The organism is Candidatus Enterococcus avicola (genome assembly GCF_047470845.1).
Taxonomy (GTDB): Bacteria; Bacillota; Bacilli; order Lactobacillales; family Enterococcaceae; genus Enterococcus_D; species Enterococcus_D casseliflavus.
This window is the reverse complement of record NZ_JBLGTY010000022.1, coordinates 24,335-47,197: the sequence shown is the minus strand read 5'-3', so window position 1 is coordinate 47,197 and position 22,863 is coordinate 24,335. Positions and strand designations below refer to the sequence as shown.

Annotated in this window: 21 protein-coding genes; 6 read left to right on the top strand and 15 right to left on the bottom strand. The window is 40.2% G+C overall.

The annotated features are described in order from the left end of the window. Window positions 1–490: 490 nt before the first annotated feature. From ACI3E5_RS14860 to dnaE, 8 genes are all read right to left on the bottom strand, one after another. On the bottom strand, window positions 491–1,996 hold the full coding sequence (locus ACI3E5_RS14860) for a HAMP domain-containing sensor histidine kinase (RefSeq protein WP_034696083.1): 1,506 nt from the start codon (window positions 1,994–1,996) through the stop codon (window positions 491–493). Between the two features lie 14 nt (window positions 1,997–2,010). After that, window positions 2,011–2,697: a response regulator transcription factor gene (locus ACI3E5_RS14855; RefSeq protein WP_005229193.1), complete on the bottom strand. Its 687-nt coding sequence runs from the start codon at window positions 2,695–2,697 to the stop codon at window positions 2,011–2,013. A 139-nt stretch (window positions 2,698–2,836) separates the two neighbouring features. Beyond that, entirely contained in the window at window positions 2,837–4,258 is a 1,422-nt protein-coding gene (gnd, locus tag ACI3E5_RS14850) for an NADP-dependent phosphogluconate dehydrogenase (RefSeq protein WP_005229192.1), read from the bottom strand. A 185-nt stretch (window positions 4,259–4,443) separates the two neighbouring features. Beyond that, on the bottom strand, window positions 4,444–4,623 hold the full coding sequence (gene rpmF / locus ACI3E5_RS14845; protein WP_005229191.1) for a 50S ribosomal protein L32: 180 nt from the start codon (window positions 4,621–4,623) through the stop codon (window positions 4,444–4,446). 56 nt (window positions 4,624–4,679) lie between these two features. After that, a complete protein-coding gene (locus ACI3E5_RS14840) occupies window positions 4,680–5,240 on the bottom strand; it encodes a YceD family protein (RefSeq protein ID WP_010749661.1) in 561 nt (186 codons plus the stop codon). Between the two features lie 195 nt (window positions 5,241–5,435). Then, window positions 5,436–7,220: a pyruvate kinase gene (pyk, locus tag ACI3E5_RS14835; protein ID WP_005229179.1), complete on the bottom strand. Its 1,785-nt coding sequence runs from the start codon at window positions 7,218–7,220 to the stop codon at window positions 5,436–5,438. 83 nt (window positions 7,221–7,303) lie between these two features. Next, window positions 7,304–8,266 (bottom strand): 6-phosphofructokinase, encoded by a 963-nt coding sequence (pfkA, locus tag ACI3E5_RS14830; protein WP_081117192.1) that lies wholly within the window; start codon window positions 8,264–8,266, stop codon window positions 7,304–7,306. Window positions 8,267–8,427: 161 nt separating this feature from the next. Next, window positions 8,428–11,739 (bottom strand): DNA polymerase III subunit alpha, encoded by a 3,312-nt coding sequence (dnaE, locus tag ACI3E5_RS14825; RefSeq protein ID WP_413157845.1) that lies wholly within the window; start codon window positions 11,737–11,739, stop codon window positions 8,428–8,430. Window positions 11,740–11,886: 147 nt separating this feature from the next. Here dnaE and ACI3E5_RS14820 point away from each other — a divergent pair, with 147 nt between their 5' ends. Next, a complete protein-coding gene (locus tag ACI3E5_RS14820) occupies window positions 11,887–12,069 on the top strand; it encodes a YjzD family protein (RefSeq protein ID WP_008377814.1) in 183 nt (60 codons plus the stop codon). 47 nt (window positions 12,070–12,116) lie between these two features. Here the strand turns inward: ACI3E5_RS14820 and ACI3E5_RS14815 are convergent, their stop codons facing one another. After that, window positions 12,117–13,322 carry a multidrug efflux MFS transporter gene (locus ACI3E5_RS14815; protein ID WP_005231893.1) on the bottom strand — a complete coding sequence of 402 codons (1,206 nt, stop codon included), beginning with the start codon at window positions 13,320–13,322 and terminating at the stop codon, window positions 12,117–12,119. Window positions 13,323–13,423: 101 nt separating this feature from the next. Beyond that, window positions 13,424–14,863 (bottom strand): NCS2 family permease, encoded by a 1,440-nt coding sequence (locus ACI3E5_RS14810; RefSeq protein ID WP_005237180.1) that lies wholly within the window; start codon window positions 14,861–14,863, stop codon window positions 13,424–13,426. A 261-nt stretch (window positions 14,864–15,124) separates the two neighbouring features. On the opposite strand from ACI3E5_RS14810, the gene ACI3E5_RS14805 reads away from it, so the two are divergent. Continuing rightward, window positions 15,125–15,928 carry a Cof-type HAD-IIB family hydrolase gene (locus ACI3E5_RS14805; protein ID WP_005229159.1) on the top strand — a complete coding sequence of 268 codons (804 nt, stop codon included), beginning with the start codon at window positions 15,125–15,127 and terminating at the stop codon, window positions 15,926–15,928. A gap of 53 nt (window positions 15,929–15,981) precedes the next feature. Here the strand turns inward: ACI3E5_RS14805 and asnB are convergent, their stop codons facing one another. After that, entirely contained in the window at window positions 15,982–17,877 is a 1,896-nt protein-coding gene (gene asnB, locus ACI3E5_RS14800; protein WP_498822034.1) for an asparagine synthase (glutamine-hydrolyzing), read from the bottom strand. Window positions 17,878–18,343: 466 nt separating this feature from the next. Between asnB and ACI3E5_RS14795 the strand changes: the two genes are divergently transcribed. Beyond that, a complete protein-coding gene (locus tag ACI3E5_RS14795; RefSeq protein WP_005229155.1) occupies window positions 18,344–18,493 on the top strand; it encodes a hypothetical protein in 150 nt (49 codons plus the stop codon). A gap of 59 nt (window positions 18,494–18,552) precedes the next feature. Here the strand turns inward: ACI3E5_RS14795 and ACI3E5_RS14790 are convergent, their stop codons facing one another. Then, window positions 18,553–18,741, bottom strand: coding sequence for a hypothetical protein (locus tag ACI3E5_RS14790; RefSeq protein ID WP_016608598.1), 189 nt, complete (start codon window positions 18,739–18,741; stop codon window positions 18,553–18,555). Window positions 18,742–18,969: 228 nt separating this feature from the next. Between ACI3E5_RS14790 and ACI3E5_RS14785 the strand changes: the two genes are divergently transcribed. The 3 genes from ACI3E5_RS14785 (at window position 18,970) to ACI3E5_RS14775 (ending at window position 20,773) form a co-directional block, all read left to right on the top strand. After that, a complete protein-coding gene (locus ACI3E5_RS14785) occupies window positions 18,970–19,629 on the top strand; it encodes an Ltp family lipoprotein (protein WP_034858833.1) in 660 nt (219 codons plus the stop codon). 395 nt (window positions 19,630–20,024) lie between these two features. After that, entirely contained in the window at window positions 20,025–20,315 is a 291-nt protein-coding gene (locus tag ACI3E5_RS14780) for a DUF5960 family protein (RefSeq protein WP_423118859.1), read from the top strand. A gap of 188 nt (window positions 20,316–20,503) precedes the next feature. Further along, a complete protein-coding gene (locus tag ACI3E5_RS14775; RefSeq protein WP_498822031.1) occupies window positions 20,504–20,773 on the top strand; it encodes a hypothetical protein in 270 nt (89 codons plus the stop codon). Here the strand turns inward: ACI3E5_RS14775 and ACI3E5_RS14770 are convergent. The 3 genes from ACI3E5_RS14770 to ACI3E5_RS14760 are packed head-to-tail and all read right to left on the bottom strand — an operon-like array spanning window position 20,760 to window position 22,155. Further along, a complete protein-coding gene (locus tag ACI3E5_RS14770; protein ID WP_142968767.1) occupies window positions 20,760–21,158 on the bottom strand; it encodes a hypothetical protein in 399 nt (132 codons plus the stop codon). The genes ACI3E5_RS14775 and ACI3E5_RS14770 overlap by 14 nt on opposite strands. Continuing rightward, complete coding sequence (locus tag ACI3E5_RS14765) at window positions 21,119–21,799, bottom strand: helix-turn-helix domain-containing protein (RefSeq protein WP_185953367.1); 681 nt, start codon at window positions 21,797–21,799, stop codon at window positions 21,119–21,121. Before ACI3E5_RS14765 ends, ACI3E5_RS14770 begins: the two co-directional genes overlap by 40 nt. After that, the gene (locus tag ACI3E5_RS14760; protein ID WP_189372384.1) at window positions 21,796–22,155 is read right to left on the bottom strand and encodes a hypothetical protein; all 360 of its coding nucleotides are present in this window, start codon (window positions 22,153–22,155) and stop codon (window positions 21,796–21,798) included. Before ACI3E5_RS14760 ends, ACI3E5_RS14765 begins: the two co-directional genes overlap by 4 nt. Window positions 22,156–22,863: the final 708 nt, after the last annotated feature.

Sequence of the window (22,863 nt, the reverse complement as noted above, 5' to 3'; positions counted from 1 at the left end):
GTTTTCAAAGGTCTACCGTGCTGTGTTAGCAACTTTTATATCATATCAGAGCGACGTTTGTTTGTCAACTCTTTTTTTAAAAGTTTTTTTCAAGAAGTTGTTATTTAACTTCTTTCTTAACCTCAGCGACTTTTTTATCTTACCATCTCAACCGTTATATGTCAAACACTTTTTTGAAAAGTTTTTTTGATTTATTAGGTTTTTCAGAGATGAAATTTTTTCGACTTTGTTATAATAACACTTGTAAAATGTTTCGTCAACAACTAATTTCAAAAAAGATCAATCAGTGTTTGTTACAAATGTCTTAACAAGGACAAGTAATAATATAGCAATTCTTAAAGGAAAAATCAACTAAAAAAATAGGCTTTTTGGCAACTATTTTTATAAGCGAATTATTCATTGTCAAACGATTCGAACGTTCGTTTATAAGAAGTATTTTGCGGCTAAATCTATCATTAATGGATAAAAAAAGAGAACTTAAGCTTTTCGCCTAACGTTCTCTTTTCGTCCGATCTTCTGATTGAACGATCGGTATATAGATTCGAAAGATCGTTCCTTGACCGATGACACTCTCTGCTGAAATTTTTCCTTTATAGCTTTCCAATAACTGTTTCGCAATAGAGAGCCCTAGCCCGTTTCCGCCTTTGGTTCTAGCACGGGCTTTATCTACCCGATAGAAACGATTAAAGATCTTGTCGAGGTCTTCTTTGGAGATTCCCTCACCAAAGTCTTGAATGGCAATTTCAAAGGATTGTCGATCCAACGAAATGGATAGATGAACTTCTTTTCGATCAGTGGAATATTTCACTGCGTTATCCAAGACAATAATAATGATCTGTTCAAAATGATTGCGATAGATTTTCAGCTTCAACTCATGGTATAAGTCATCATCCAATGTAAAAACAAAATCCGGATACAGTATTTTAAAGTTATTGAAGACTTGATAGACAACTTCTTTTGCATTGGTTGTTTCATTTGCATAATGAACATCCACTTGTTCCGCTCTTGAGAGATCCAACATTTCCTGTACTAGCGTCTTCATCCGACTGATCTCTTGCATACTGGCTGCCAGAGACTCATCCAAAATCTCTGGATCGTCTTTTCCCCAACGCTGCAACAGATTCATATGTCCTTCAATGATCGCCACAGGCGTTCGCAACTCATGAGAAACGTCTTCGACGAATCGCTCTTGCTGTTCAATGTATAGGCGCATGCGATCCAGCATTTCGTTAAAGATATCTGCTAAATCAGACAGTTCATCGTTCGTATTTAATTCTGGCATATGCACCGTTGACTGTGGGTTTTTCCGAACGGTTTCCATCGTATCTCGCAAGACCTTTAACGGCTGAAGGAAATACGCTGATAAAAAGAACCCAAGCACACTACTAAGAATCAGAGAAACGACTTCTAAGATAATCAAAGTCAGCAGCAGTTTGCTGCGTATTTCGTAAAAAGAAGTCAATTCATAAAAGGTTTGTGCATAGCCAATCCGCTCTCTGGTGCCTTTTGAATAGATGGGTTGGATCGAGAGAAAGCCTGTGATACCATCCAGCGTTACGATGGTTGGGGCTTTGCGCTGCGTGTCGATCAGTGCTAAATCATTTTCATGGGTTTTAAACACTAGATCCTCATTCAAATTATAAACAAACAAGCTCAACGGCGCTTGGCCTAATTCCGAAATAAAGGAATCGATTTTCATTAAGTTGCCATCGATCGTTGAAGTGCGATCATAAATGCTCGTCGTCCCCGCATCATTTTTGGTTAAATTACGATACGTCCGAACCAATGTTAGTTCTTGATCCGAATTGGCTAAACGAGAAGCAACCTCTGACATCGTCCGCTCCACATTGTTTTCTTCTTTAGCGACGATCAAATTCACCGATGTTTTATAGGTGATCACAGCAAAGATCGTAAATACGACGAATATAAAGAAAGAACTTGCGAAGGCCCACTTTACAGTTAAAGAAGGCCCCTTCAGTTCTTTTAATTTTTTCATTCTTTTTTTAAGGTTCACGACCGCATCACATAACCTGTACCACGAACGGTTTGGATATAGCTTTCCTCCCCTGGCACATCAATTTTATTTCGTAAGTAGCGGATGTAAACATCGACAACGTTGGTTTCAACTTCTGTCTCATAGCCCCAGACTTTGTTTAATAAAACATCTCTGGCTAAAACGACATTGACGTTTTCCATTAAAGTCAACAATAGCTCATATTCGCGTTTTGTTAGTTCAATGACATCTGTTCCACGTCGAACGACACGGTTTTCTTTTTCAATCGTTAGATCGCGGTAAGTGATCGTGGTTTGTTTTGCGACGTTTTTGTCCCCTTCGATATCGATACGGCGAAGCAACGCACGTAAGCGTGCCAGCAATTCTTCAATTGCAAAAGGCTTCACAATATAATCATCAGCACCATGATCCAAACCTGATACTCGATCAATCACAGAATCTCTCGCGGTCATCATGATGATCGGGGTGTTCTTCGATTGACGCACACGTCGGCAAACTTCTAACCCATTTAGCTCTGGAAGCATTAGATCCAATAAGATTGCATCCCATTCATTATTCAGCGCAGCATCCAGTCCCGTCCGTCCGTTGTAATGAACTTCGGTATTATACCCTTCATGCTTCAATTCTAATTCCACAAATCGAGCTAAGTTCTTTTCATCTTCAATGATTAGAATATTACTCATTATTGATAGCCCCTTTATTGATTATTCTGCCTTTAAAATAGACATTATCTGTCTTATTTTATCATGTATCTAAAAAATAAAAAAGAGATTGACCGAAAGTTCTCACTTTCGGCCTTTCTCTTTTGGATTCTCTTAAAGCTTACGCTTCGTCATACCATGAATAATGGAAAATTCCCTCTTTATCTGTCCGTTCATACGTATGCGCGCCGAAGTAATCCCGTTGTGCTTGGATCAAGTTCGCTGGCAAACGATCAGAACGATACGAATCAAAGTACGCGATCGCAGAGGAGAACGTCGGCACAGGGACACCCGCTTGGACAGCTAGCGCAACTACTTCACGTACAGAAGATTGATAGCGTTTCGTGATGTCTTTGAAGTAATCATCTAATAATAAGTTTTCGATGTCAGCATTCTTGTCATAAGCATCCGTGATTTTTTGTAAAAATTGCGCACGGATGATACAGCCTGCACGCCAAATTTTGGCAATCTCACCAAAAGGAAGATCCCAATCGTACTCTTTTGATGCTGTACGTAATTGCGCGAAACCTTGTGCATAGCTCATGATTTTACTGAAGTATAAGGCTTCACGGATCTTATTGATAAATTCTTCTTTGTTTCCTTCAAAAGCAACCGCTTCTGGTTTCGGTAATACTTTGCTGGCATTGACCCGTTCTTCTTTGTAAGCTGAGATATAGCGAGCAAAAACAGATTCAGTGATCAATGGCAATGGAACACCTAGGTCTAAGGCACTTTGGCTCGTCCATTTCCCAGTTCCTTTATTGCCTGCAGCATCTAAGATCACATCAACGATCGGTTTGCCTGTTCCTTGATCATCTTTACGTGTCAAGATATCCGCTGTGATCTCAATTAGGTAGCTATCCAATTCACCTTTGTTCCATTCGGCAAAGATATCAGCCATTTCATCAACAGATAGACCTAAAATGTTTTGCATCAAGTCATAAGACTCCGCAATCAGCTGCATGTCGCCATACTCGATCCCATTATGAACCATTTTTACGTAATGGCCTGCACCATTTGGCCCAATATAAGTTACACAAGGTGTACCATCTTCAGCTTTTGCTGAAATTTGTTCCAAGATCGGTGCAACCAATTCATATGCTTCTTTTTGACCACCAGGCATGATTGAAGGACCTTTCAAGGCGCCTTCTTCCCCACCAGAAACACCCGTACCGATAAAGTTGATTCCTGAGTTTGCCAACTCTTCGTTACGACGAACGGTATCTTTAAAGAAGGTATTTCCGCCATCGATCAAAATATCGCCTTTGTCTAAATGAGGCAATAGTTCTTGGATCGTAGCATCCGTCGCAAATCCTGCTTTTACCATTAATAAAATACGACGTGGTTTTTCAATTGATTGGACAAATTCTTCTATCGTATAAGTTGCTTTAAAATTTTTATCTGGATGTTCTTTTACTACTTCTTCTGTCTTTGAACCAGTACGGTTAAATAAGGCAACTGAATAACCGCGGCTTTCGATGTTCAACGCTAAGTTTTTGCCCATAACAGCCATACCGACAACGCCGATTTGTTGTTTTGTCATCTTTCATCCTCCTAAGATTCAATTATCTTTTTCATTATAGCGCAAATGTACCTGCTTTTGAACTATTCTCTTTCGATGGACAAAAAATATTTCTGAAAAGTTCCATCTTTTCCAAAAAAAACAAAAAAACCTCAGGCTCCATGGTTAGCCTAAGGTTTTAGAATCCTCTTTCTGAAAAAAAGGAATTATGCTTCTTTTGTTGCTACGTCTTTGCCATCGTAATGACCACAGTTAGAGCAGACATGGTGGCTTTTTTTCATTTCACCACAGTTTGCACATTCGTTCAAACCGTTGATTGTCAATTTGTAATGTGTACGACGTTTTGCTTTCTTCGCTTTCGAAGTTTTTCTAGCTGGTACTGCCATTTTGCTACACCTCCTTGTTAATGAACGCAACCTTGAGGCTGCAATTTATTCCAATCCTACGCGTTATCGTCATCTGATTCATTGAATAATTCGGATAATTTTGCAAGACGAGGATCAACTTGTTGAGCTTGCGCTTCTTTTTGATTTGCAAAGTCTTCTTCTGACAAAACAGCCCAATCGTTGCCAGATGGCATTGCTGAACCTTGTTTTTCTTCTTCTGTCAGGACTTGCAAAGGAATCGCAAGTAATAGGTTATCAGCGACCGATTCATCTAAGCTGATGGTTTGACCTTCAATGATCAAAACTTCTTCTTCAACGATCGTTTCATCGCGACGCTGAAATTGCTCTGGTGTCATGAATTGTTCATCCACTGAAAAATCAAAAGGAATCGCTACGGGTGTCAAAGAACGAGTAGATGGCAATGTCATCGTCGTTTCCACTTGATAGTGCAGCAAGTATCCTTGCTTATCAACACTCATCAGCCCTTTTACTTTTACAGGAGACAAATCAATGATCTGTCCATCGCGTTTTATCAGTTGACTTTTTAGGTCAAGTGTTTCTTCAAACATCAGCGGTGTCTCTTGGTATTTTTTTAATTCCAATAAAGACCATTTCATTTTTATCACCCCTAAGCAACAAAAGCAATTATACAGGGCTTCTGAGGCTTTGTCAATGAAATTTTCTTGACACCTTTTTCATTTTTGATCGTGTCATTTTAATGCCTTTTCTCAAGGGATTTCGACACTCTCAAAAAAACAACAGGAAGCGCACAACGTGCACTTGCCTGTTGCTTGATCAATCGTTAAAAATCATTAGATCGCTGTTGTTTCTCCACGATAAACGATACCGCGACGAGAATCAAGAGTAACCAATTCGCCATCTTTGATGGTTGTTGTTGCGTCTTTGGCACCAACGATCACTGGTAGATCTTTCGCGATTCCGACAACTGCTGCATGAGAAGTCAAGCCGCCATCTTCAACAACTAAAGCTGCTGCTTTTTCGATTGCTGGCATATATTCTTTATCTGTTGTTGGTACAACTAAAATCATGCCATCTTTTGCTTTCGCAATTGCTTCTTCGGCACTGTGAGCGATCACGGCATTGGCAACAACTGATTTTTCACCAATTCCTTGCGCTTCAAGCAATTTTGATCCGATCAATTGGATCTTCATTACGTTGGTTGTTCCGCGTTCACCAACAGGAACACCGGCTGTGATCAAGATTAGATCGCCTTCTTTGGCAAAGCCTAAATCAACTGCTTGTTTTGCTGCTAATTCAAACATTTCATCAGTTGTTGATGGTTTTTCAGCAACGGTTGGGTACACACCCCAGTTAAGCATCAAGCCGCGTTTTGTGCGTTCGTCAAATGTGACAGCTAAAATGTCAGCATCTGGACGATATTTAGAGATCATTTTTGCAGTGTAGCCAGATTCAGTGGCAGCAACGATTGTTTTAACCCCTAAGTTTTTCGCTGCACGAGCAACAGATAAACCGATTGTTTCCGTTACATCTGTTTTATCAAATTGGTTGATTTGGAAAGTGCTGTTTTCTGATAAAGCTTTTTCTGCTTCCACGTCGATACGTGCCATTGTTGCTACTGCTTCAACAGGGTAGTCACCGTTTGCTGACTCACCAGAAAGCATTGTTGCATCAGTACCGTCAAAGACAGCATTGGCAACGTCAGAAGCTTCTGCACGAGTTGGACGTGGGTTTTGTTGCATTGATTCTAACATTTGTGTTGCTGTGATAACTGATTTACCAGCAGCGTTACATTTTTTGATGATGCTCTTTTGAACCATTGGTACTTCTTCAGCAGGGATCTCAACACCCATGTCACCACGGGCAACCATGATACCATCAGAAACTTTGATGATTTCATCGATATTATCGATACCCTCTTGTGATTCGATTTTAGAGAAGATTTGCACATGAGTCATGTCTTTTTCTTCTAAAATTTCACGAATTTCTAAAACGTCTTGCGCTTTACGTACAAATGAAGCGGCAATGAAGTCGATATCGTTATCAAGACCAAAACGGATATCTTCTGCATCTTTTTCAGTAATACCAGGTAAGCTGATTGATACGCCAGGAGCATTGACCCCTTTACGTGATCCTAACATTCCAGCATTTTTAACGACAACCACTAATTCACGGGTTGCTTCGTCTTTTTCTTTGATTTCCATGTCGATCAAGCCATCATCAAACAAGATGTGTCCGCCCACATGAACATCTTCAAATAAACCAGGATAAGTTACAGCAATTTTTTCTTTTGTTCCTTTGTGTTCTGGATCCATTGAAATACGTGTTTCATCGCCAACGTTGAATTGGATGTATCCAGCACGACCAAAGTCTGCTTCTGTCGTATTTTGTACAGTTGTACGGATTTCAGCACCTTTTGTATCTAAAAGGATACCGACATCTTTACCAGTTTTCTTTACGGCTTCACGAACCATTGTCATACGCGCTAATTGTTCTTCATGATCTCCATGAGAGAAGTTAAAGCGGAAGACATTCGCACCGGCTTCAATCAGTTGAGAAATAATTTCCACACTGTTACTTGCTGGTCCTAATGTACTTACGATCTTTGTTTTTTTCATTACTAAACGCTCCTATTCATTTATTTAAAATAGCTAATAAGCTTTTTTTACAAAATTACTGTTGCGTTGCTTTAAAAATCTCTTTAGAATGAGATTTCTTTGTTCAAGTTATACAAGCTAAGATCTGGTTTGTGACGATTGTTTTCAAGGGTATCGATGATATCAGAAGCAATCATTTCATTGTTTTCGATACCGATACATAGACCGCCTTTGCCTTGTTGCAATAATTCAACGGCATATGAACCAAATTTACTTGCTAACACACGGTCACGAGCGCTTGGTGAACCACCCCGGACAACGTGTCCTAGAATGGATACACGGGTATGGAAATCGCCGTATTCAGAAAGTTTGTCAGCAAATTCATTTCCGCCCATCACACCTTCGGCTAAAACGATCAAGCAATGTTTTTTCCCGCGGTCGCGTCCTTCACGGATACGATCAGCAACAACTTGCATGTCAAAATCATGTTCTGGGATGATGATTTCATCCGCACCACCGGCCACACCTGACCATAAAGCGATATCGCCAGCACCACGACCCATTACTTCGATCACGAATGTGCGGACATGGGATGTCGCTGTATCACGGATCCGGTCAATCGATTCCAAGACAGTATTGATCGCTGTATCAAAACCAATCGTGAAATCTGTTCCTGGAATGTCATTATCGATCGTTCCTGGAATCCCGATCGCTGGGAAACCGTGACGAGTAAGTGCCATCGCACCATGGTAAGATCCATCTCCACCAATCACGACTAGCCCTTCGATGCCAAATTTCTTTAATTGTTCGATTCCTTTTAATTGTCCTTCTTGTGTCGCAAATTCTGGATAACGTGCTGAATATAAGAATGTTCCACCACGTTGAATTTTGTCACCAACATCAGCAACATCTAAGCGACGAATGTCGCCTGCAACTAGTCCGGCATAGCCATAGTTGATTCCGTATACTTCAAGTCCGTCAAAAATACCCTTTCTGACAACTGCGCGAATCGCTGCGTTCATTCCTGGTGCATCGCCGCCACTGGTTAGAATTCCAATGCGTTTCATTATTCTTTCACCTCATCAAAAGATTTTGTTTAGGGAAGCCCCTGTTTGCTAGTTTTCAAGTAATAACCACGAGACATATTCTACCATTATTCCATGAAAATGTCTTGAAATAGTGGGAAAAAGTTGAAAAAAGTGTAAGTCGAATTACCGTTTTCGGAAAATTACTTGAAAATTACATTTCCATTTCCTAATAATGCGATCAGTTGTTTGACAAAGTTCGGCTCATCCGTCACCCAGTTTTCTTCTGCTAATAACACTTTTTTGCCACTGCTTTCATAGAACATCACCACTGGAATATTTCCGTGATGCTGCTTCATTTCCTTCGACAATGCTTGCAGGTGCGACGTTTCAGCTTCAGCAGAAATCTTTAAGTAACAAGTTTGTGACGCAATTTTATTTTGAACGTTTTCTGCTAAGTCTATTTTATCAGCAATGAGTTGGATTTCACCATTGTAACGACTTACCTCGACCTTTCCTTCGATATAAAGAACAGCATTTTCTTCAATCAAGGAACGTACTTGTCGATAAACGATGGGAAAAATCGTTACTGACACTTCTTTGCTGGCATCTGTTCCTTCGACAAACGCCATTTGTTCGCCCTTTTTCGTTCGAATCTCTCGAATCTTGCGCACATATAAAAGGATACGCACCCGTTCATTCGGAACCAGATCAGCAATATCAGTGATTTGTTTTAATTGGTGCAATTTTTGAAACTGTTCCACGGGATGGCCAGACAAATAAACACCTAAGTATTCTTCTTCCAAAGCCAGTTTTTCTTCTAGTTTGTAATCGGCAACGGCTTCTTCTTTTAATGCCATAGTTTCTAAGAGATCCAAACTGCCGCCACTATAAGTAATGTTTTGGATCTTTCCTTCTAGCTGGATCAGTGCTTGTTTTCGATTGGGGGCGATCCCATCGAATACGCCGATGCTCAAAAGCGGCAATAAATAATCCAATTTTAACCATTTGCTGTTACGCTGATTCAAGCGAAGCAAAAATTGATCCATAGACGTGAAATTACCATGCTCTTTTCTTTCTGCCAAAATGTCTTGGATCATGTCGCGTCGGATTCCTTTGATACTGCTGAAACCAAAACGAATTTGTTTTTCATTTTGCAGTTGAAAACTAAACCCACTGGCATTGATCGAAGGCGGCAGTACTTCTACGCCATAACGTGCGGCTTCATTTAAATATTCTTTCATTTTGCTGGCGGTGTTGCGTACCGAGTGTAGGATCGAAGCAAAAAATGGTGCGGGATAGTGTACCTTCAGATAGGCCATTTGAAAGCCGATAAAGGAATAGGCAAACGCATGGGATCGATTAAACCCGTAATTGGCGAACCGCTCGATATAGTCATAGACCAAATTGGCGGTCTTTTCATCGTACTGATTGGCTAAGGCGCCTTGCACAAAATGACGACGTTCCTCATCCAAGACGTCTTTTTTCTTTTTACTGATTGCTCGACGCAAAATATCTGCTTGTCCTAAGCTGAAACCAGCCATTTTGGAAGCTACCTGCATGATCTGCTCTTGGTAGACAATGATTCCGTAAGTGTTTTGCAAAATCGGAATCAAGCTGTCATCTGGATAAGAGACACGCTCTTGTCCTTTTTTCCGCTTAATAAAGGTATCGATATTTTGCATCGGTCCTGGACGATACAAGGCATTGACTGCGGCAATATCCTCGATGCTTTCTGGTCCTAACTTACGCAGCACATTGCGTATCCCCGCTGATTCAAATTGGAAGATCCCTGCGGTCTCGCCTTTTTGAAACAAGCGCAATGTTGCTGGATCATCAAGAGGAATCTCCTTTTGGGTAACGATTTGTTGGCTGATTCGTTTAATGCCTTTCAAGGTATTATCAATGATCGATAAGTTTCTCAAGCCTAAAAAGTCCATCTTCAATAGGCCGATGGCTTCTACGTCATTCATGGTAAATTGGGTCAGCCAGATCCCATCGCTGCCTTCTTGTAAGGGAACCAAATCAAGCAAATTCTTGTCACTGATCACCACACCAGCGGCATGAGTCGATACGTGACGTGGCAAGCCTTCTAAAATTTTGGCGACTTGAAACATTACGTGGTTTCGCTCATTAAACGACACCAATTCTCGCAGCTGATTGGATTGTTCATAAGCAAGATCTAAGGTCATTTTCAAGGCATTGGGGATGGCTTTTGACCAGCGATTGGCTTCACTTTGCGAAAGACCAAAGACACGAGAAACATCTCGCAGAACCATTTTGGCCGCCATGGTGCCAAACGTCGCAATCTGTGCCATATATTCTTGCCCGTATTTTTGGCGCACATACTGTAAAATCTCGTCTCTGCGATTGTCAGGAATGTCTAAATCAATATCAGGCATCGTGTAACGTTCTGGATTCAAGAATCGTTCAAACAAAAGATCGTATTTGATTGGATCCACGTCGGTGATCGATAAAACATATGCCACCAGTGCGCCAGCAGCCGATCCCCGTCCAGCGCCGGTAACGATCTCTTGTTGGTGGGCAAAGTCCATGACGTCCCAAATAATCAAGAAATAGTCATCAAAGCCCATCTTATGGATGACGGACAACTCATAATCCAAACGCTGTTCGTACGCCGATGTAACGTGGGCAACACGCTGAGGCAGACGCTCAAAACAAATTTTCCGCAAATAGTCCGCAGCGCTTTCTTCGGCTGGTAGCGGGTAATGAGGCAACAGCCGCTGATGCAGCGGCAGCTCGACGGCGCATTCAGCTGCAATCCGCTGATTATTCATCAATGCCTGCGACCATTCTTCAAATGCCGCGGTCAGTTGGTCTGCTGGTTGTAGAAAAAGCTGCGCAGCCCCTTGCTCTTTAGCCTGACGAAAGTCTTCAATTTGCGAGCCCTCTTTGATATGCGTCATCACTTTGACTGCAAAGGCTTCTTCTTGTGCTAAAGCCGCGATTGGTTGATAGGCACATGGTGCAATGTTTTGCTCGTTAAACCAAGCGATCGTTTCTGGATCTAGCCCCTTGCTAGTAATACCTAAAAACAAGCTCTCAGAATCAAATTTATGGCTGATTGCTCGCAGTGCTTCTTGATTGGCTTCTAGATCATCGTGCTGAGAAGGCAGAAACCCCTCGCCTTCAGGCAGCAAACCAAAGAGGTCCTGCAAAGAATCACAAGTAGCCAAATTCAACTGCTCGGTGATCATTTTTTCACTTGATAAACGCATCAAGGTTTGATAACCCTTGAGGTTTTTTGCAAATACGTACAATGGAAAGGACATTGATCCCTCTCCGAAGGTACAGTCGAACAAAGCGCCAAAAATCGGCTTGATGCCCTGTGCTAGGCATTGCTGATAAAACTCGACCGCGCCATAGAGAACATTATGATCGGTCAGACCCAACGTCTGATAGCCCATCTTTTTGGCTTGCTCTATATAGTGAGGAATTTTGATCGTACTTTGCAGCAACGAATAGGCGCTTAAGGTGGTGAGCTGTGAATACATTGAAATCCCTCCAAAAATGAAAATTCTCTTTCTTTCTGCTAGTAATTAGATTTGAAAAACAAAATGAAAAAGTGAAAATCTTTACAATAAATATTTTTGTGATAAACTAAAGTCGAAATGGAAGATACGCAGAAAAGAGGTGTCGTCATGCGTTACTTAGTCACTTTATTTTGGACTTTTGTATTAGGTCAAGTCGTTGGCTATCTAGGCAGCTCACTTGCTGGAGCAACTTATGATTTTCAATTAACTTCAATCATCTCTTTGGTCACAGGTGTGGTGATCATTCTTGTTGGTATTATCGCACCAGCGCCTGAAAAGACAAGCCATTAAAAAAAAACCAGTTACCTTTATTGTAACTGGTTTTTTTTTCTTTTCAACTATTCACTGATGTCCGTTTTACGCAAGCTTTTACGGAAATTAAATCCTGAGATAAAAATATTGATCAGTACAAACCCGCTAGTTACCCAAAAGACGGCGGGATAACCAAAGCCAGCTGCCACCGTTGAGCCGACCATCGGACCTAACACTTGTCCAAAGTTAGAGAACATTTGGTTGTAGCTGTAGATGCGGCTGACCCCTTCCATCGGGGTGATCTTGCTGATCAGTGTGTTGATCGACGGCATCAACGCACCTGTCGAAAAACCAAGCAAGAAGCGCAGCACGCCCAACTGAAACGGTGTGGAGACAAAGCCCATCGGAATGAAACAGAAAAATGACAGCAATAAACCGCCTAACAATACCTTGTGATTGCCGTAACGATCACCGATTTTGCCTAAAAATGGCGAAGAGATGATTGCCGAAACACCAGCAACAGAGACGATCAATCCGCTGACAAACAAAATATTGCCACTGTTCCCGCTTAGATCACGAATATACAATGTAAGGATCGGGCTGATACTCGTTACACCTAGCTGTAAAATCAGTGACGTAATAAACAAACCGACAAGCAACTGCATATTTTTGATTTGACCAAAAATTTCTTTGATGGACAGCAAATCGCCCTTTTCAACCGGCTCAAAATCTTCTTGAACGAGAAAAATCGTAAGCAAGAGCGTAATTAGCAGCACAACACCAGTAATGATAAAAACATTTTTCATGCCGAACCATTGCGCCAACGCCCCACCCATCGATGGACCGATCAAATTCCCTGCGATGGCTCCTGTAGCCAATGTCCCAAGCGCCCAACCGCTTTTTTCTCGAGGCGCCTGCGAAGCAATCAATGCAGTCGCATTGGGAATATACCCCGATAAAATTCCGGTAAAGAAACGCATGATCAACAACCAATAGACATTCGGTACAAAAGCCAAAGACCCCATCGTCACTGTCATCCCCGCAGCCGCGCGAATCATCATTAAGCGACGACCTTTTTGATCTGCTAGATTTCCCCATACTGGAGCAATGATAGCCGCCGCAAACGCCGTTACTGAGATTGCTAATCCAGAAAACAACTCAATTTGACTCTCTGGAGCGCCTAACTCTTCTATATATAAGGGAATGAATGGCATGACAAGACTAAAACTGGCACCCGTAAAAAAACAACCTACCCATGAAATCAGTAGATTTCGTTTCCAATCAATCTTCATTTACAAACCTTCTTTCACAAATACTATACCGTATCGTGAGTAATAATCAAATAAAAAAATCTTTCTGCAGGTAACATACAGAAAGATTTTCTTCATTAAACTTAACTGATCAAAGCCAAAATGACAAAGTTTAGGATAAACAACGCATTGACGACCCAGATGATCGGAGACACTTCGTTGGCTTTTCCTTTCACTACTTTCACTAATGCGTAGAAAATGAAACCAACAGCGATCCCATTGGAAATACTGTAAGACAAGCCCATAAAAATAGACGCGAAGAAAGCGGGAACTGCTTCTTCTAGATCGGTCCACTTGATGTCTGCAAACGAAGCCATCATCATTACCCCAACTAAGATCAACGCTGGTGCTGTCGCTTGTGCGGGAACGATTGAGATCAGTGGAGAAAAGATACTGCTGATTGCAAAGAGTGCTGCCACTACAACAGAAGTCAAGCCCGTGCGTCCACCAGCACCGATACCAGCTGCTGATTCCACATAAGTCGTTGTATTTGAGGTCCCTACGATGGCACCTACAGAAGTGGCTACGGCATCTGCAAAAAGGGCTTTATCCATCTTCGTGTTCAACCCGTTACTGTTTTCAACCGCTTCTTCATCTTTTTTCGAAAAGATCCCTGTACGACGTCCAGTCCCGATAAAGGTACCGATCGTATCAAAGACATCTGATAAGCTAAACGCTAAAATCGTCATGATTACTTGAGGGATTTTGGCAGAATCACTGAATAGTGAGCCCATTCCTTCAGAGCCAAACGCAGCGCCAAATGTGATGCCTAGTTCGCTGATGGAACTTCCTAATGAGTTCCCGTGCCAATCAATGGCACTTAAATCCACCACACCCATCAAAATACCGATGATCGTCGTTCCTAAAATACCAAAAATAATTGCCCCACGAACATTTTTCACCACTAATAAAGTAGTCACTACTAAACCAATCACTGCTAACAAAACAGGTGCATTATTGAAATTCGCCAAAGCTGGGACGATCCCCCCATTAAAATTGGCACTCACGATCGTCTCACCGTCGACAACTGAACCCGTCACTGCGGCAGTGTCTGCACTGAAGTTTAGCAAGTTGGCATTTTTGATCCCTACATAAGCCACAAAGATCCCGATCCCGCCGCCGATTGCATGCTGCATGCTTTCTGGAATCGCATGGATGATCATTTTTCTGATACGAGTGACCGTGATAAAAATGTTGATCAAGCCGCAGATGAAAACCATCGCTAATGCTTGCTGCCACGTATACCCCAAACCAAAAACGACGGTAAAGGTGAAGAATGCATTAAGGCCCATTCCAGGTGCTTGCGCGTAAGGCACATTTGCAAATAAGCCCATGATCAGGGTACCAATCACTGAAGCGATGATCGTTGCTAAGAAAACAGCTTGAAACGGCATGCCTGCAGCAGATAAAATCGTCGGATTCACAAACAAAATATAACTCATCGCGAAGAAGGTGGTGACCCCAGCCATCACTTCTGTGGAAACCGTCGTTTTATTCTCCTTTAATTTGAAAAACTTTTCCATGTTATGTTTCACTCCTGAACTTTAATCGTTTCTATGAAAAGAAAAAATGAATAATTGCGCTTTTCATCGAACAATTACAAATTATAAGGGAATAATTTTCGCTTTTCAAACCTTTTTCCGAATAAAACGAACCAAAAACGTTTAATGTTCGTGTTTTGCTTTGTAACTATTATGAAAACTTATCGAAAACTTACTTGTATTGTGAAATGACAGAAATATGTTACACTTAAGCCACTACCATAAGAGAATGGAGCGAGTCTTTTGAAACCAAAAATCATCGCCATTGATTTAGATGGCACAACCTTAAATACTGAATCCCAACTTTCCCCTCGCACACGTGAGGTACTGGTTCGCGCCACCAAAGCGGGACACTTTGTTACCATCGCTACAGGAAGACCTTTTCGTATGAGCGATCAATTCTATAAAGAATTGGCGCTCACAACACCAATGGTCAATTTTAACGGTGGGTTAGTCCATAAACCTCGACAAGTCTGGGCAAATGAAATGGAGCACTCGATCTCTCGAGAAATTGCGTTTGAGCTCATGGCGCAAAAAGAGCAGCTGGGGCTGACGTTTGTGGCAGCAGAAAATCGCGAAACCTTTTTCATTGATGACCTAAGTGGATTTGATCAACACTTTTTCTTTTCGGGCAATGCTTCCGAAAAAAATCTATTAGCAAATTTAAAAACGGACCCCACTTCATTACTGGTGAAAACCGAAAATGAATTAGCAGAATCTGTTTCTTTACGTATCAAGGATCAATTCGACGATGCGGTCGATGTTCGAACATGGGGCGGACCTCAAGCTATCTTAGAGATCGTACCAAAAGGGGTCCATAAAGCACTTGGTCTTTCGGTGATCGCGGATTCTTTGTCTTTGGATCGACAAGATATCATCGCTTTTGGTGATGAACACAACGATTTGGAGATGCTAGATTATGCGGGCTGGGGCGTTGCCATGGCGAATGGCACGCAACAATTAAAATCGATCGCCAATGATGTTACCGACAAAACCAATGCGGAAGATGGCATGGTCGATTACTTGGAAAAATATTTAGGTCTATAAAAAAAGCCGATGCGGGATGTCCGCATCAGCTTTTTTTTGCTGCCATATTCAAATCAAAGTGTTTCATAAACGATTTCTTTGGCTTCTGGAATCGATTCATCAATAAAGAATACTTTATACCAGGTCAAGAACGTAAAGATCGTCCAGATTTTTCGCTGAAGATTCGGTTTTCCTTGGCGATGGTCTTCAAGCATTTGTAAAATGGCTGTTTGATCGAAGAAGGTTGCCGCAAAGTCTGACTCAAAAAGGCTCTTGACTGCTTCATATCCTGTTCCTTCTTTCAGCCATGCCTTGATAGGTACAGGAAAACCGAGTTTTTCACGGTTTGCCCACTCTTTTGGCAAATGACGGTTTGACGCTTGTCGAAACACATCTTTGGTGTTGTTTTGATTGATCAAATATTTCGTCGGGATTGTTTGCGACAGCTTTTGCATCTCAATATCCAATAAAGGAACGCGTAATTCCAAGGAACTCGCCATGGACATTTTGTCTGCTTTTAACAAGATATCCTTCGGCATCCACTGATGAAGATCCAAATATTGCATCTTATTGACCTCGTCTTTGAGACCATTGACTTTCTCGTAATGAGGCGCAACGATTTCAGCAACAGAGGGTCCTTTTTGATACGTTGGTTTTAAAAGCTGCAGTGCTTCCTCTTCTTCAAAGACCAGTGCTTGCCCGATAAAGAAGTCTTGGGCAGGTGCCGTGGCTTCATAAAGATGGATTCGACCATGGAAGTTTTTCATTTTGCCGATTTGACGTCCCAAACGAAAGCGGATGTTTTGTGGCAATTTTTTCAACCCTTGGGCAAAAACGCGCACCGCTTTAGAGTTTGTGTGGAATCCATAAGCAGCATAACCGGCAAATAATTCATCTGCCCCTTCCCCAGATTGAACGACTCGCACTTGCTGTGCTGCCAGATTGGCTAAAAAGTACAAAGGGACACAGCTTGGGTTAGAATCTGGTTCGTCCAAGTGATACTGAATCAACGGGAATGCCTCAAAGGACATTTCACCATCGATGACCGCTGCTGTGTTGTTCAAACCAAGTTTTTCCGTCAATTTGCGGGCCTCGATCGCTTCGTTGTAGGTTTTGTCATCGAACCCGATTGAAAACGAGCGATCTGGTCGCAAGACAGAAGCTACGTAACTTGAATCGACACCACTGGATAAAAATGAGCCGACTTCAACATCACTGATTTGATGAGCGGCAATTGATTCTTGGACTGCTTGATCGATTTTGTCGACCCATTCTTCTCTTGAATGATTTTCTTTCACTGAAAAATCTGCATCCCAATACTGCTTGATCGTCAATCCCTGTTCATTAAACAAATAATAATGCCCTTCTTGCAAACGATGAACACCTTTAAAGAAGGTTTCTCCGTTCAAAGGCGAGTATTGAAAAGTCAAATAAGGTTTCAACGCCTCTTGGTTCAACTCTTTCTTGAAATCTGGATGAGGCAAAAAGCTCTTGATTTCAGAACCAAACATAAAACTGCCATTCATTTGCGCATAGTAATATGGTTTGATCCCAAAGTGATCCCGTGCGCCGAAAAGCTCTTGTTTTTGAGTATCCCAGATGGCAAAAGCAAACATTCCCCGCAGGCGCTGCAAAACATCAATGCCCCACTCCTCATAGCCATGTAAGACTACTTCGGTATCCGAATGGGTAGAAAAAACATGACCCGCTTGGATCAATTCTTCCCGCAACACTTGAAAATTATAGATTTCCCCATTAAAAATAATGACTTTTGTTCGATCCTCGTTAAAAATCGGTTGTGAGCCACCTTCTAAGTCGATGATCGATAAACGACGAAACCCTAACGCTACTTGGTCGTCGGTAAATTTTCCTGAACTGTTTGGTCCGCGATGAACGATCCGGTCCATCATGCGTTCAATAATGATTTCTTTTTGGTCTTTTGAATTGACAAAGCCGACAATTCCGCACATATTTTCACATCCGTTTTCATAATCCATTTTCATTTTTCTAAAGTAAATCATACCATAGAATTCAAGAGATACGATCTCTTTTTCAAAAAAATACAATCAATATATTTTTGCACAAAACATAATTTGGAGATAAACCTTATGATATCAAGGTTTCCAACCAACTCATACTCTCAATCTTACAAATTTGTTATCTAAGAAAATAGCTATCCTCAAAATTCTTAAGAAATTTTTTATGAATTCTATTTTTCTGAAAATATACAAAGATACTTTTCCCGAATTTACTGACTCCAGGAAACTTCTTTTGCTGCCATTCTCAGGCATTGATTTCTTGAAAAGGATCAGTCAGATTCGTTCGTTTGATAGTTTTATTGGACGAATGTGAAAAAAAGTGTTATTCTAACTATGGAATTTCGTTATCAACTAACCGTTGCCTTTCAATGACAAGTTTTAAGAAAGGAGAATGACTATGACATTCTATAACACAGATCTACAATATCGTGTAACTCTGGATACCAAATTGAATTTATTTATCGTTTTCGATAAAAAAGATGCGAATCATTTTGCGACTGGAATTACGATCGAGCAAGCTGTACAAGAATTGAAAAAAACTGCATAAGGAGTTTATCCAAATGAAGGATACCGATTCGTACTGAAAGCACCTCGCTAAGGAAAAAATTAGCTAGGTGCTTTCTTGTTTTTTGGCTCGCTTTTGTCTTTTGCAGTATCCGCTTCTTGCTTCTGTCCACTTTGCTGTTCATCCAGCTGTAAGATTTCATCAACAGATCCTTGCGTAATAAACTTGCTCAATCCCTGTGCCGCAATTTTTGTGTAACGCATAAAATAATCTTTTTCTTGAAAATCCATCTTCTTCCCTCCTACTGATACAACTGTACTTTCATTTCGTTTACTAGCGATTTTACCAGTAATTCTTGAGCGTCACTTCTTTAATACATATGAATGATCCATTAATAGCATACACGTTACATTTGTCAAATCATTCTTTTCCTCTATTCATGAAAAGACAAATCTGTTTTCTGATTCCAGACATAGTACTATTAACTTTAGGAAACTGTTTTATTAGGGGGGATGCTTATGGCTACATTTTTCGCTGGTTTGTTTTTTATCGGTTTGATCGGTTTCATTTTTGGCATTATCTTATTTTATATTGGGTTGATAACTCAAAAAAACAAACGAGATCGAAATGTTTTTCTCATTGTCGCTTCCGCCTTTATTGTCTTGTTTTCGTATGGTGGCTTGTCCTTCTACCAAGATGTGACGTCTTTCGATAGCATCACTGCGCAATTAAGCCTTTCTTTACGTAACGAAGCAAGGAAAAATGAATCCTTTGGCGATGCCGCTGCTTCCATGGAACAACCACAAGGAGAACAAACAGCTGGCAACAACGAAGCAAGCAGCGCACAACAAGAAGAACCCGCAAACAACGAGCAACATACACCTCAACTTTCTCGTGAAGAAAGAAATGCACTGAATCGTGCAGAAAGATACTTATCCAGCAATGCGTTTTCTCAGTCGAGCTTGAAACGCCAACTACTCTATGAAGATTTTTCTGAGAGCGCAGCAGACTTTGCCGTAGCCACTGTGGATGCCGATTGGAACGAGCAAGCTTTGAAAAAAGCAATTCGCTACTCGCAAAATTTATCCTTATCAGATGAGCGTGTGGCGAGCCAACTTTCCTTTGAAGGCTTTACTTCTGAACAAATTGAATACGCCTTAGCGCGTTTGCCCGATTGATTCTTTTCGTTTGTTGCAGGACCACAAGCAAAAAAGGGTTCGACGAATTAGTGTACATTTCTGTTGATTTCCAGATCGAGTCTAGGCTGAGGGTTTTTCAGATGGTCATCGAGCAAGCTCGGCAGTCAGTTAGCTTCTCTGCCCATTTTTCTGCCCACAACAAACAAAAAAGCCTATCTCAAAAGATAGGCTAAACGCTCCAAAGCGTTGATATAAGGAGAGTACAAGCCTAAAACCCCCATTACAAACATTGATTTATAAGCTATTTTTCAGAGTTAATGCAAAATTGATGCAAAATAAATTTTCTTAGTGAGAACTGTTTTTTTCAAATTATTATTAGTCACTCTTTACATAAAGAACATTTGTTCGTATAATTCTTACAAGGAGTGATTGATATGCAAATACCATTAGCGCATCAAAGGACCTACGCATTGGAAAGATATTACTACGAGTTTATTGAAAGAATGGGTCCAGCCCACTTACTTTACGATCAGTTTGTTCAGACGATGGAGAATTTCGGGAAACCCTACTTTACCGTGCCATCAAGCTATAGTGGATATCCTAAAGAATTAGCTTATGTATTTAAGAAAGACGGTGAGAACTATCTATTTGATCATGTTAGGACACAAGACAAGATACTTCGAAAATATGATCCTAGCATTAAGTATAAGCCCGGCGGTAACTGATATGAACATAATCAGTCAATTTGAGCAGGGGTACCTATCTTTCTCTGAGTTTATAAATGATTTTCCGAACTCTATTTCTGAGTCACAGGAAGATTTATACGGCTCAAAATGTATCGAGTTTTACGTTGCTGTCACTTTAGGTAAAACGGATTGTCGCTATTATGTACAAGCTTACGGAGGCGATTGTTATGAAATCGATGAAAGGCTATGTATCGAAGATACGTGTATTGAAGATGGGCAAGACCCCTTTAGTACGTTTTTCCCTTGACGATGTGAACTGTCTGATTGCTGCGCATAGTTTGAATTTCTTGGCAGATGTGGATGAGGGAATGAAAATTGTGATTGCTGGTGAGTATAATAGTAGGAAACAATTTGTTGTTAGGAAGTATTCGGTGATTGGTAAGACGAAGATTATGATTGAATTTGAAGAAATGAAAAAAGACCTTAGCTTTCGCTAGAGTCTTTTCTACTTTCTAAAATTTCTTCTATTGGAAGAATAATAGGCAATCTTGACGCTTTTTGACTTAGGATAGATATAAAAAGACTTATCTCTGACAAAAGCGGTCTTATAAAATAATTTTGGTCTTCTGAGTCAAAATCAGAAAATTTCATATCCTCAGTATCGATACTTTTATTTAATTTGAAAACTGCTTGCATAGTTATTGATCCCTTTACTTTACCATCAATAATAAACTCAGCTTTACCTTTAATAGAAATATCTTTTTTCTCATTTACCTTAGGAGAGACTCCAAATCTTACATCAATATTATTTTTCAATAAACTTTTTTTAAAATCAACTTTTACTAGAGTTGTGCCATAATACGTGTAATCGGTACTTTCCATTTGATTTCTCCATTCCTTGTATCTGAATTCATTTCTTCACTGAAATGACTAACATCATATTCTAATAAATTTACTCTGGCAAGCATATCATTCGTTTGATCTCTCAATTCAGAAAGCTCGTTTCGAATTTCTTCTCTCAGCTCAGACAAACTCTCTTCTTCTCTAACACACAAGATATCTATCTGCTTTAGAAACCCATCGAAATTTTCACTTAAAAAGGCAGCTCTTTCTTTGAATACATTCCTAGCAGCAAAAGGATCTTTAAAAGATAAAAATACATTATTCAATAATTTACTTTGAATACTACCGTTCTCAATCTCACTTAATGTGCTATAGCTTATTCCAATTAAGTCAGCCATTTGTCTCAAAGATAAAGAGTAGAACAACCGTATCTTTTTGATTTCTTTTGAAGACAACAGTCCGTTTAGTTTTTTGTACTTTTCAAAGTCAAGTTTTGCGTTGTAATCAGGATCATCAAAAGGTTCAAATAATTCTTTACATTGATTACACTGATAGTATATATGTTCATTTTCAATCATAGAATTTTTAACTTTAACTTTTTCTATAAGTCTAACTTCTTCAAATCTTGCTAAATGCTCGCACTCGGAGCAATACTTATTTTCTATCGTCTTTTTAGTCATTCCGTGCACCCCCTTAAAGGATAATTCATCGGTCTTTCTGAAGGATGTAGGGACATGCATCCACAGTAATTTCCATCAATTGAAATTTTCACGTATAGTTCAACATTGTTTAACTGCATCCCAAAAACAGTGACCGTTGTGCCTTCCTTGAAATGATGCTCACTTGGTCCCTCACAATAATCAGATATACGGAGTTTTTCCCTTACATATCTAGCAGCATGTGTATTTGTCCATCCCATTTCTCTAAAGTACAAAGATGACTTTCGATTAAATTCATATTTAATTGCGTTTTGGTCAAACAATTCCCTAAAGCTAAGTAAAAACAACCTAACTCTAGTTTCTGTATCTATCTCCACATGATTATCCTCCGAAATAATATATATTTTTATTATTTCGTTAAAATCATCTTCTTGTCAACATTTATTTTGTTACCTCTTAGTAACATTATACACACAATCAAAAATGAAATGCAATAACCTGACCTCCTCTTTTTAAGTAATTAATATTATTTTTAATATCTTTTTATGTACAAGCCCGCAGAAGCGGGCTATTTGTTTACCACGGAAGCTTATTGTTGTTCAATGCTCGTTGTAATGCCTTGACCATATCAGACAATTCGCTGATCTTTCCGTCTTGTGTGTTACCCAAAGCTTTCTGCATCGCTTTAATTGTGTTTTTACCGCATAGACTGTCAACTGCACCATTGTAGTAATCTTTTGCTCAAAAATAACCCACCCTCAAGGAGAGTGGGCCTGAAAAAAGATATAAAATGAAATAGCCCCGGTCAAGGCTATGATTTCATTCTACAAGAACATAGTTTTTATTTCAACAAAAAGTCCACCCTAGTTATGATAGAGTGGACTAAAAGAAGAGTAAACAAATGAAAAATTGGATTGTTTGGTATGAGTCTACATTACAACTTTTATTAATTAAACTCAACCAATTTATGACGATTTTCTAATCAATAATATCTATTACATTGAAATAATGCTAAAATAAACAAGAAGAGTATTAGGCGCACTTCCCCAAGTTTTCACCGCCTAATACTCCTCGTAAAGTATTGC

Excerpts from the sequence above, each read along its gene's own strand:
- ACI3E5_RS14770 (WP_142968767.1), bottom strand. The coding sequence starts at position 21,158 with ATGGAAAGTACCGATTACACGTATTATGGCACAACTCTAGTAAAAGTT.
- pyk (WP_005229179.1), bottom strand. The coding sequence starts at position 7,220 with ATGAAAAAAACAAAGATCGTAAGTACATTAGGACCAGCAAGTAACAGT.
- ACI3E5_RS14775 (WP_498822031.1), top strand. The coding sequence starts at position 20,504 with ATGAAATCGATGAAAGGCTATGTATCGAAGATACGTGTATTGAAGATG.
- rpmF (WP_005229191.1), bottom strand. The coding sequence starts at position 4,623 with ATGGCAGTACCAGCTAGAAAAACTTCGAAAGCGAAGAAAGCAAAACGT.
- ACI3E5_RS14860 (WP_034696083.1), bottom strand. The coding sequence starts at position 1,996 with ATGAAAAAATTAAAAGAACTGAAGGGGCCTTCTTTAACTGTAAAGTGG.
- ACI3E5_RS14790 (WP_016608598.1), bottom strand. The coding sequence starts at position 18,741 with ATGGATTTTCAAGAAAAAGATTATTTTATGCGTTACACAAAAATTGCG.
- ACI3E5_RS14815 (WP_005231893.1), bottom strand. The coding sequence starts at position 13,322 with ATGAAGATTGATTGGAAACGAAATCTACTGATTTCATGGGTAGGTTGT.
- ACI3E5_RS14810 (WP_005237180.1), bottom strand. The coding sequence starts at position 14,863 with ATGGAAAAGTTTTTCAAATTAAAGGAGAATAAAACGACGGTTTCCACA.
- gnd (WP_005229192.1), bottom strand. The coding sequence starts at position 4,258 with ATGACAAAACAACAAATCGGCGTTGTCGGTATGGCTGTTATGGGCAAA.
- ACI3E5_RS14820 (WP_008377814.1), top strand. The coding sequence starts at position 11,887 with ATGCGTTACTTAGTCACTTTATTTTGGACTTTTGTATTAGGTCAAGTC.
- pfkA (WP_081117192.1), bottom strand. The coding sequence starts at position 8,266 with ATGAAACGCATTGGAATTCTAACCAGTGGCGGCGATGCACCAGGAATG.
- ACI3E5_RS14780 (WP_423118859.1), top strand. The coding sequence starts at position 20,025 with ATGCAAATACCATTAGCGCATCAAAGGACCTACGCATTGGAAAGATAT.
- ACI3E5_RS14785 (WP_034858833.1), top strand. The coding sequence starts at position 18,970 with ATGGCTACATTTTTCGCTGGTTTGTTTTTTATCGGTTTGATCGGTTTC.
- ACI3E5_RS14765 (WP_185953367.1), bottom strand. The coding sequence starts at position 21,799 with ATGACTAAAAAGACGATAGAAAATAAGTATTGCTCCGAGTGCGAGCAT.
- ACI3E5_RS14795 (WP_005229155.1), top strand. The coding sequence starts at position 18,344 with ATGACATTCTATAACACAGATCTACAATATCGTGTAACTCTGGATACC.
- dnaE (WP_413157845.1), bottom strand. The coding sequence starts at position 11,739 with ATGTATTCACAGCTCACCACCTTAAGCGCCTATTCGTTGCTGCAAAGT.
- asnB (WP_498822034.1), bottom strand. The coding sequence starts at position 17,877 with ATGTGCGGAATTGTCGGCTTTGTCAATTCAAAAGACCAAAAAGAAATC.
- ACI3E5_RS14855 (WP_005229193.1), bottom strand. The coding sequence starts at position 2,697 with ATGAGTAATATTCTAATCATTGAAGATGAAAAGAACTTAGCTCGATTT.
- ACI3E5_RS14840 (WP_010749661.1), bottom strand. The coding sequence starts at position 5,240 with ATGAAATGGTCTTTATTGGAATTAAAAAAATACCAAGAGACACCGCTG.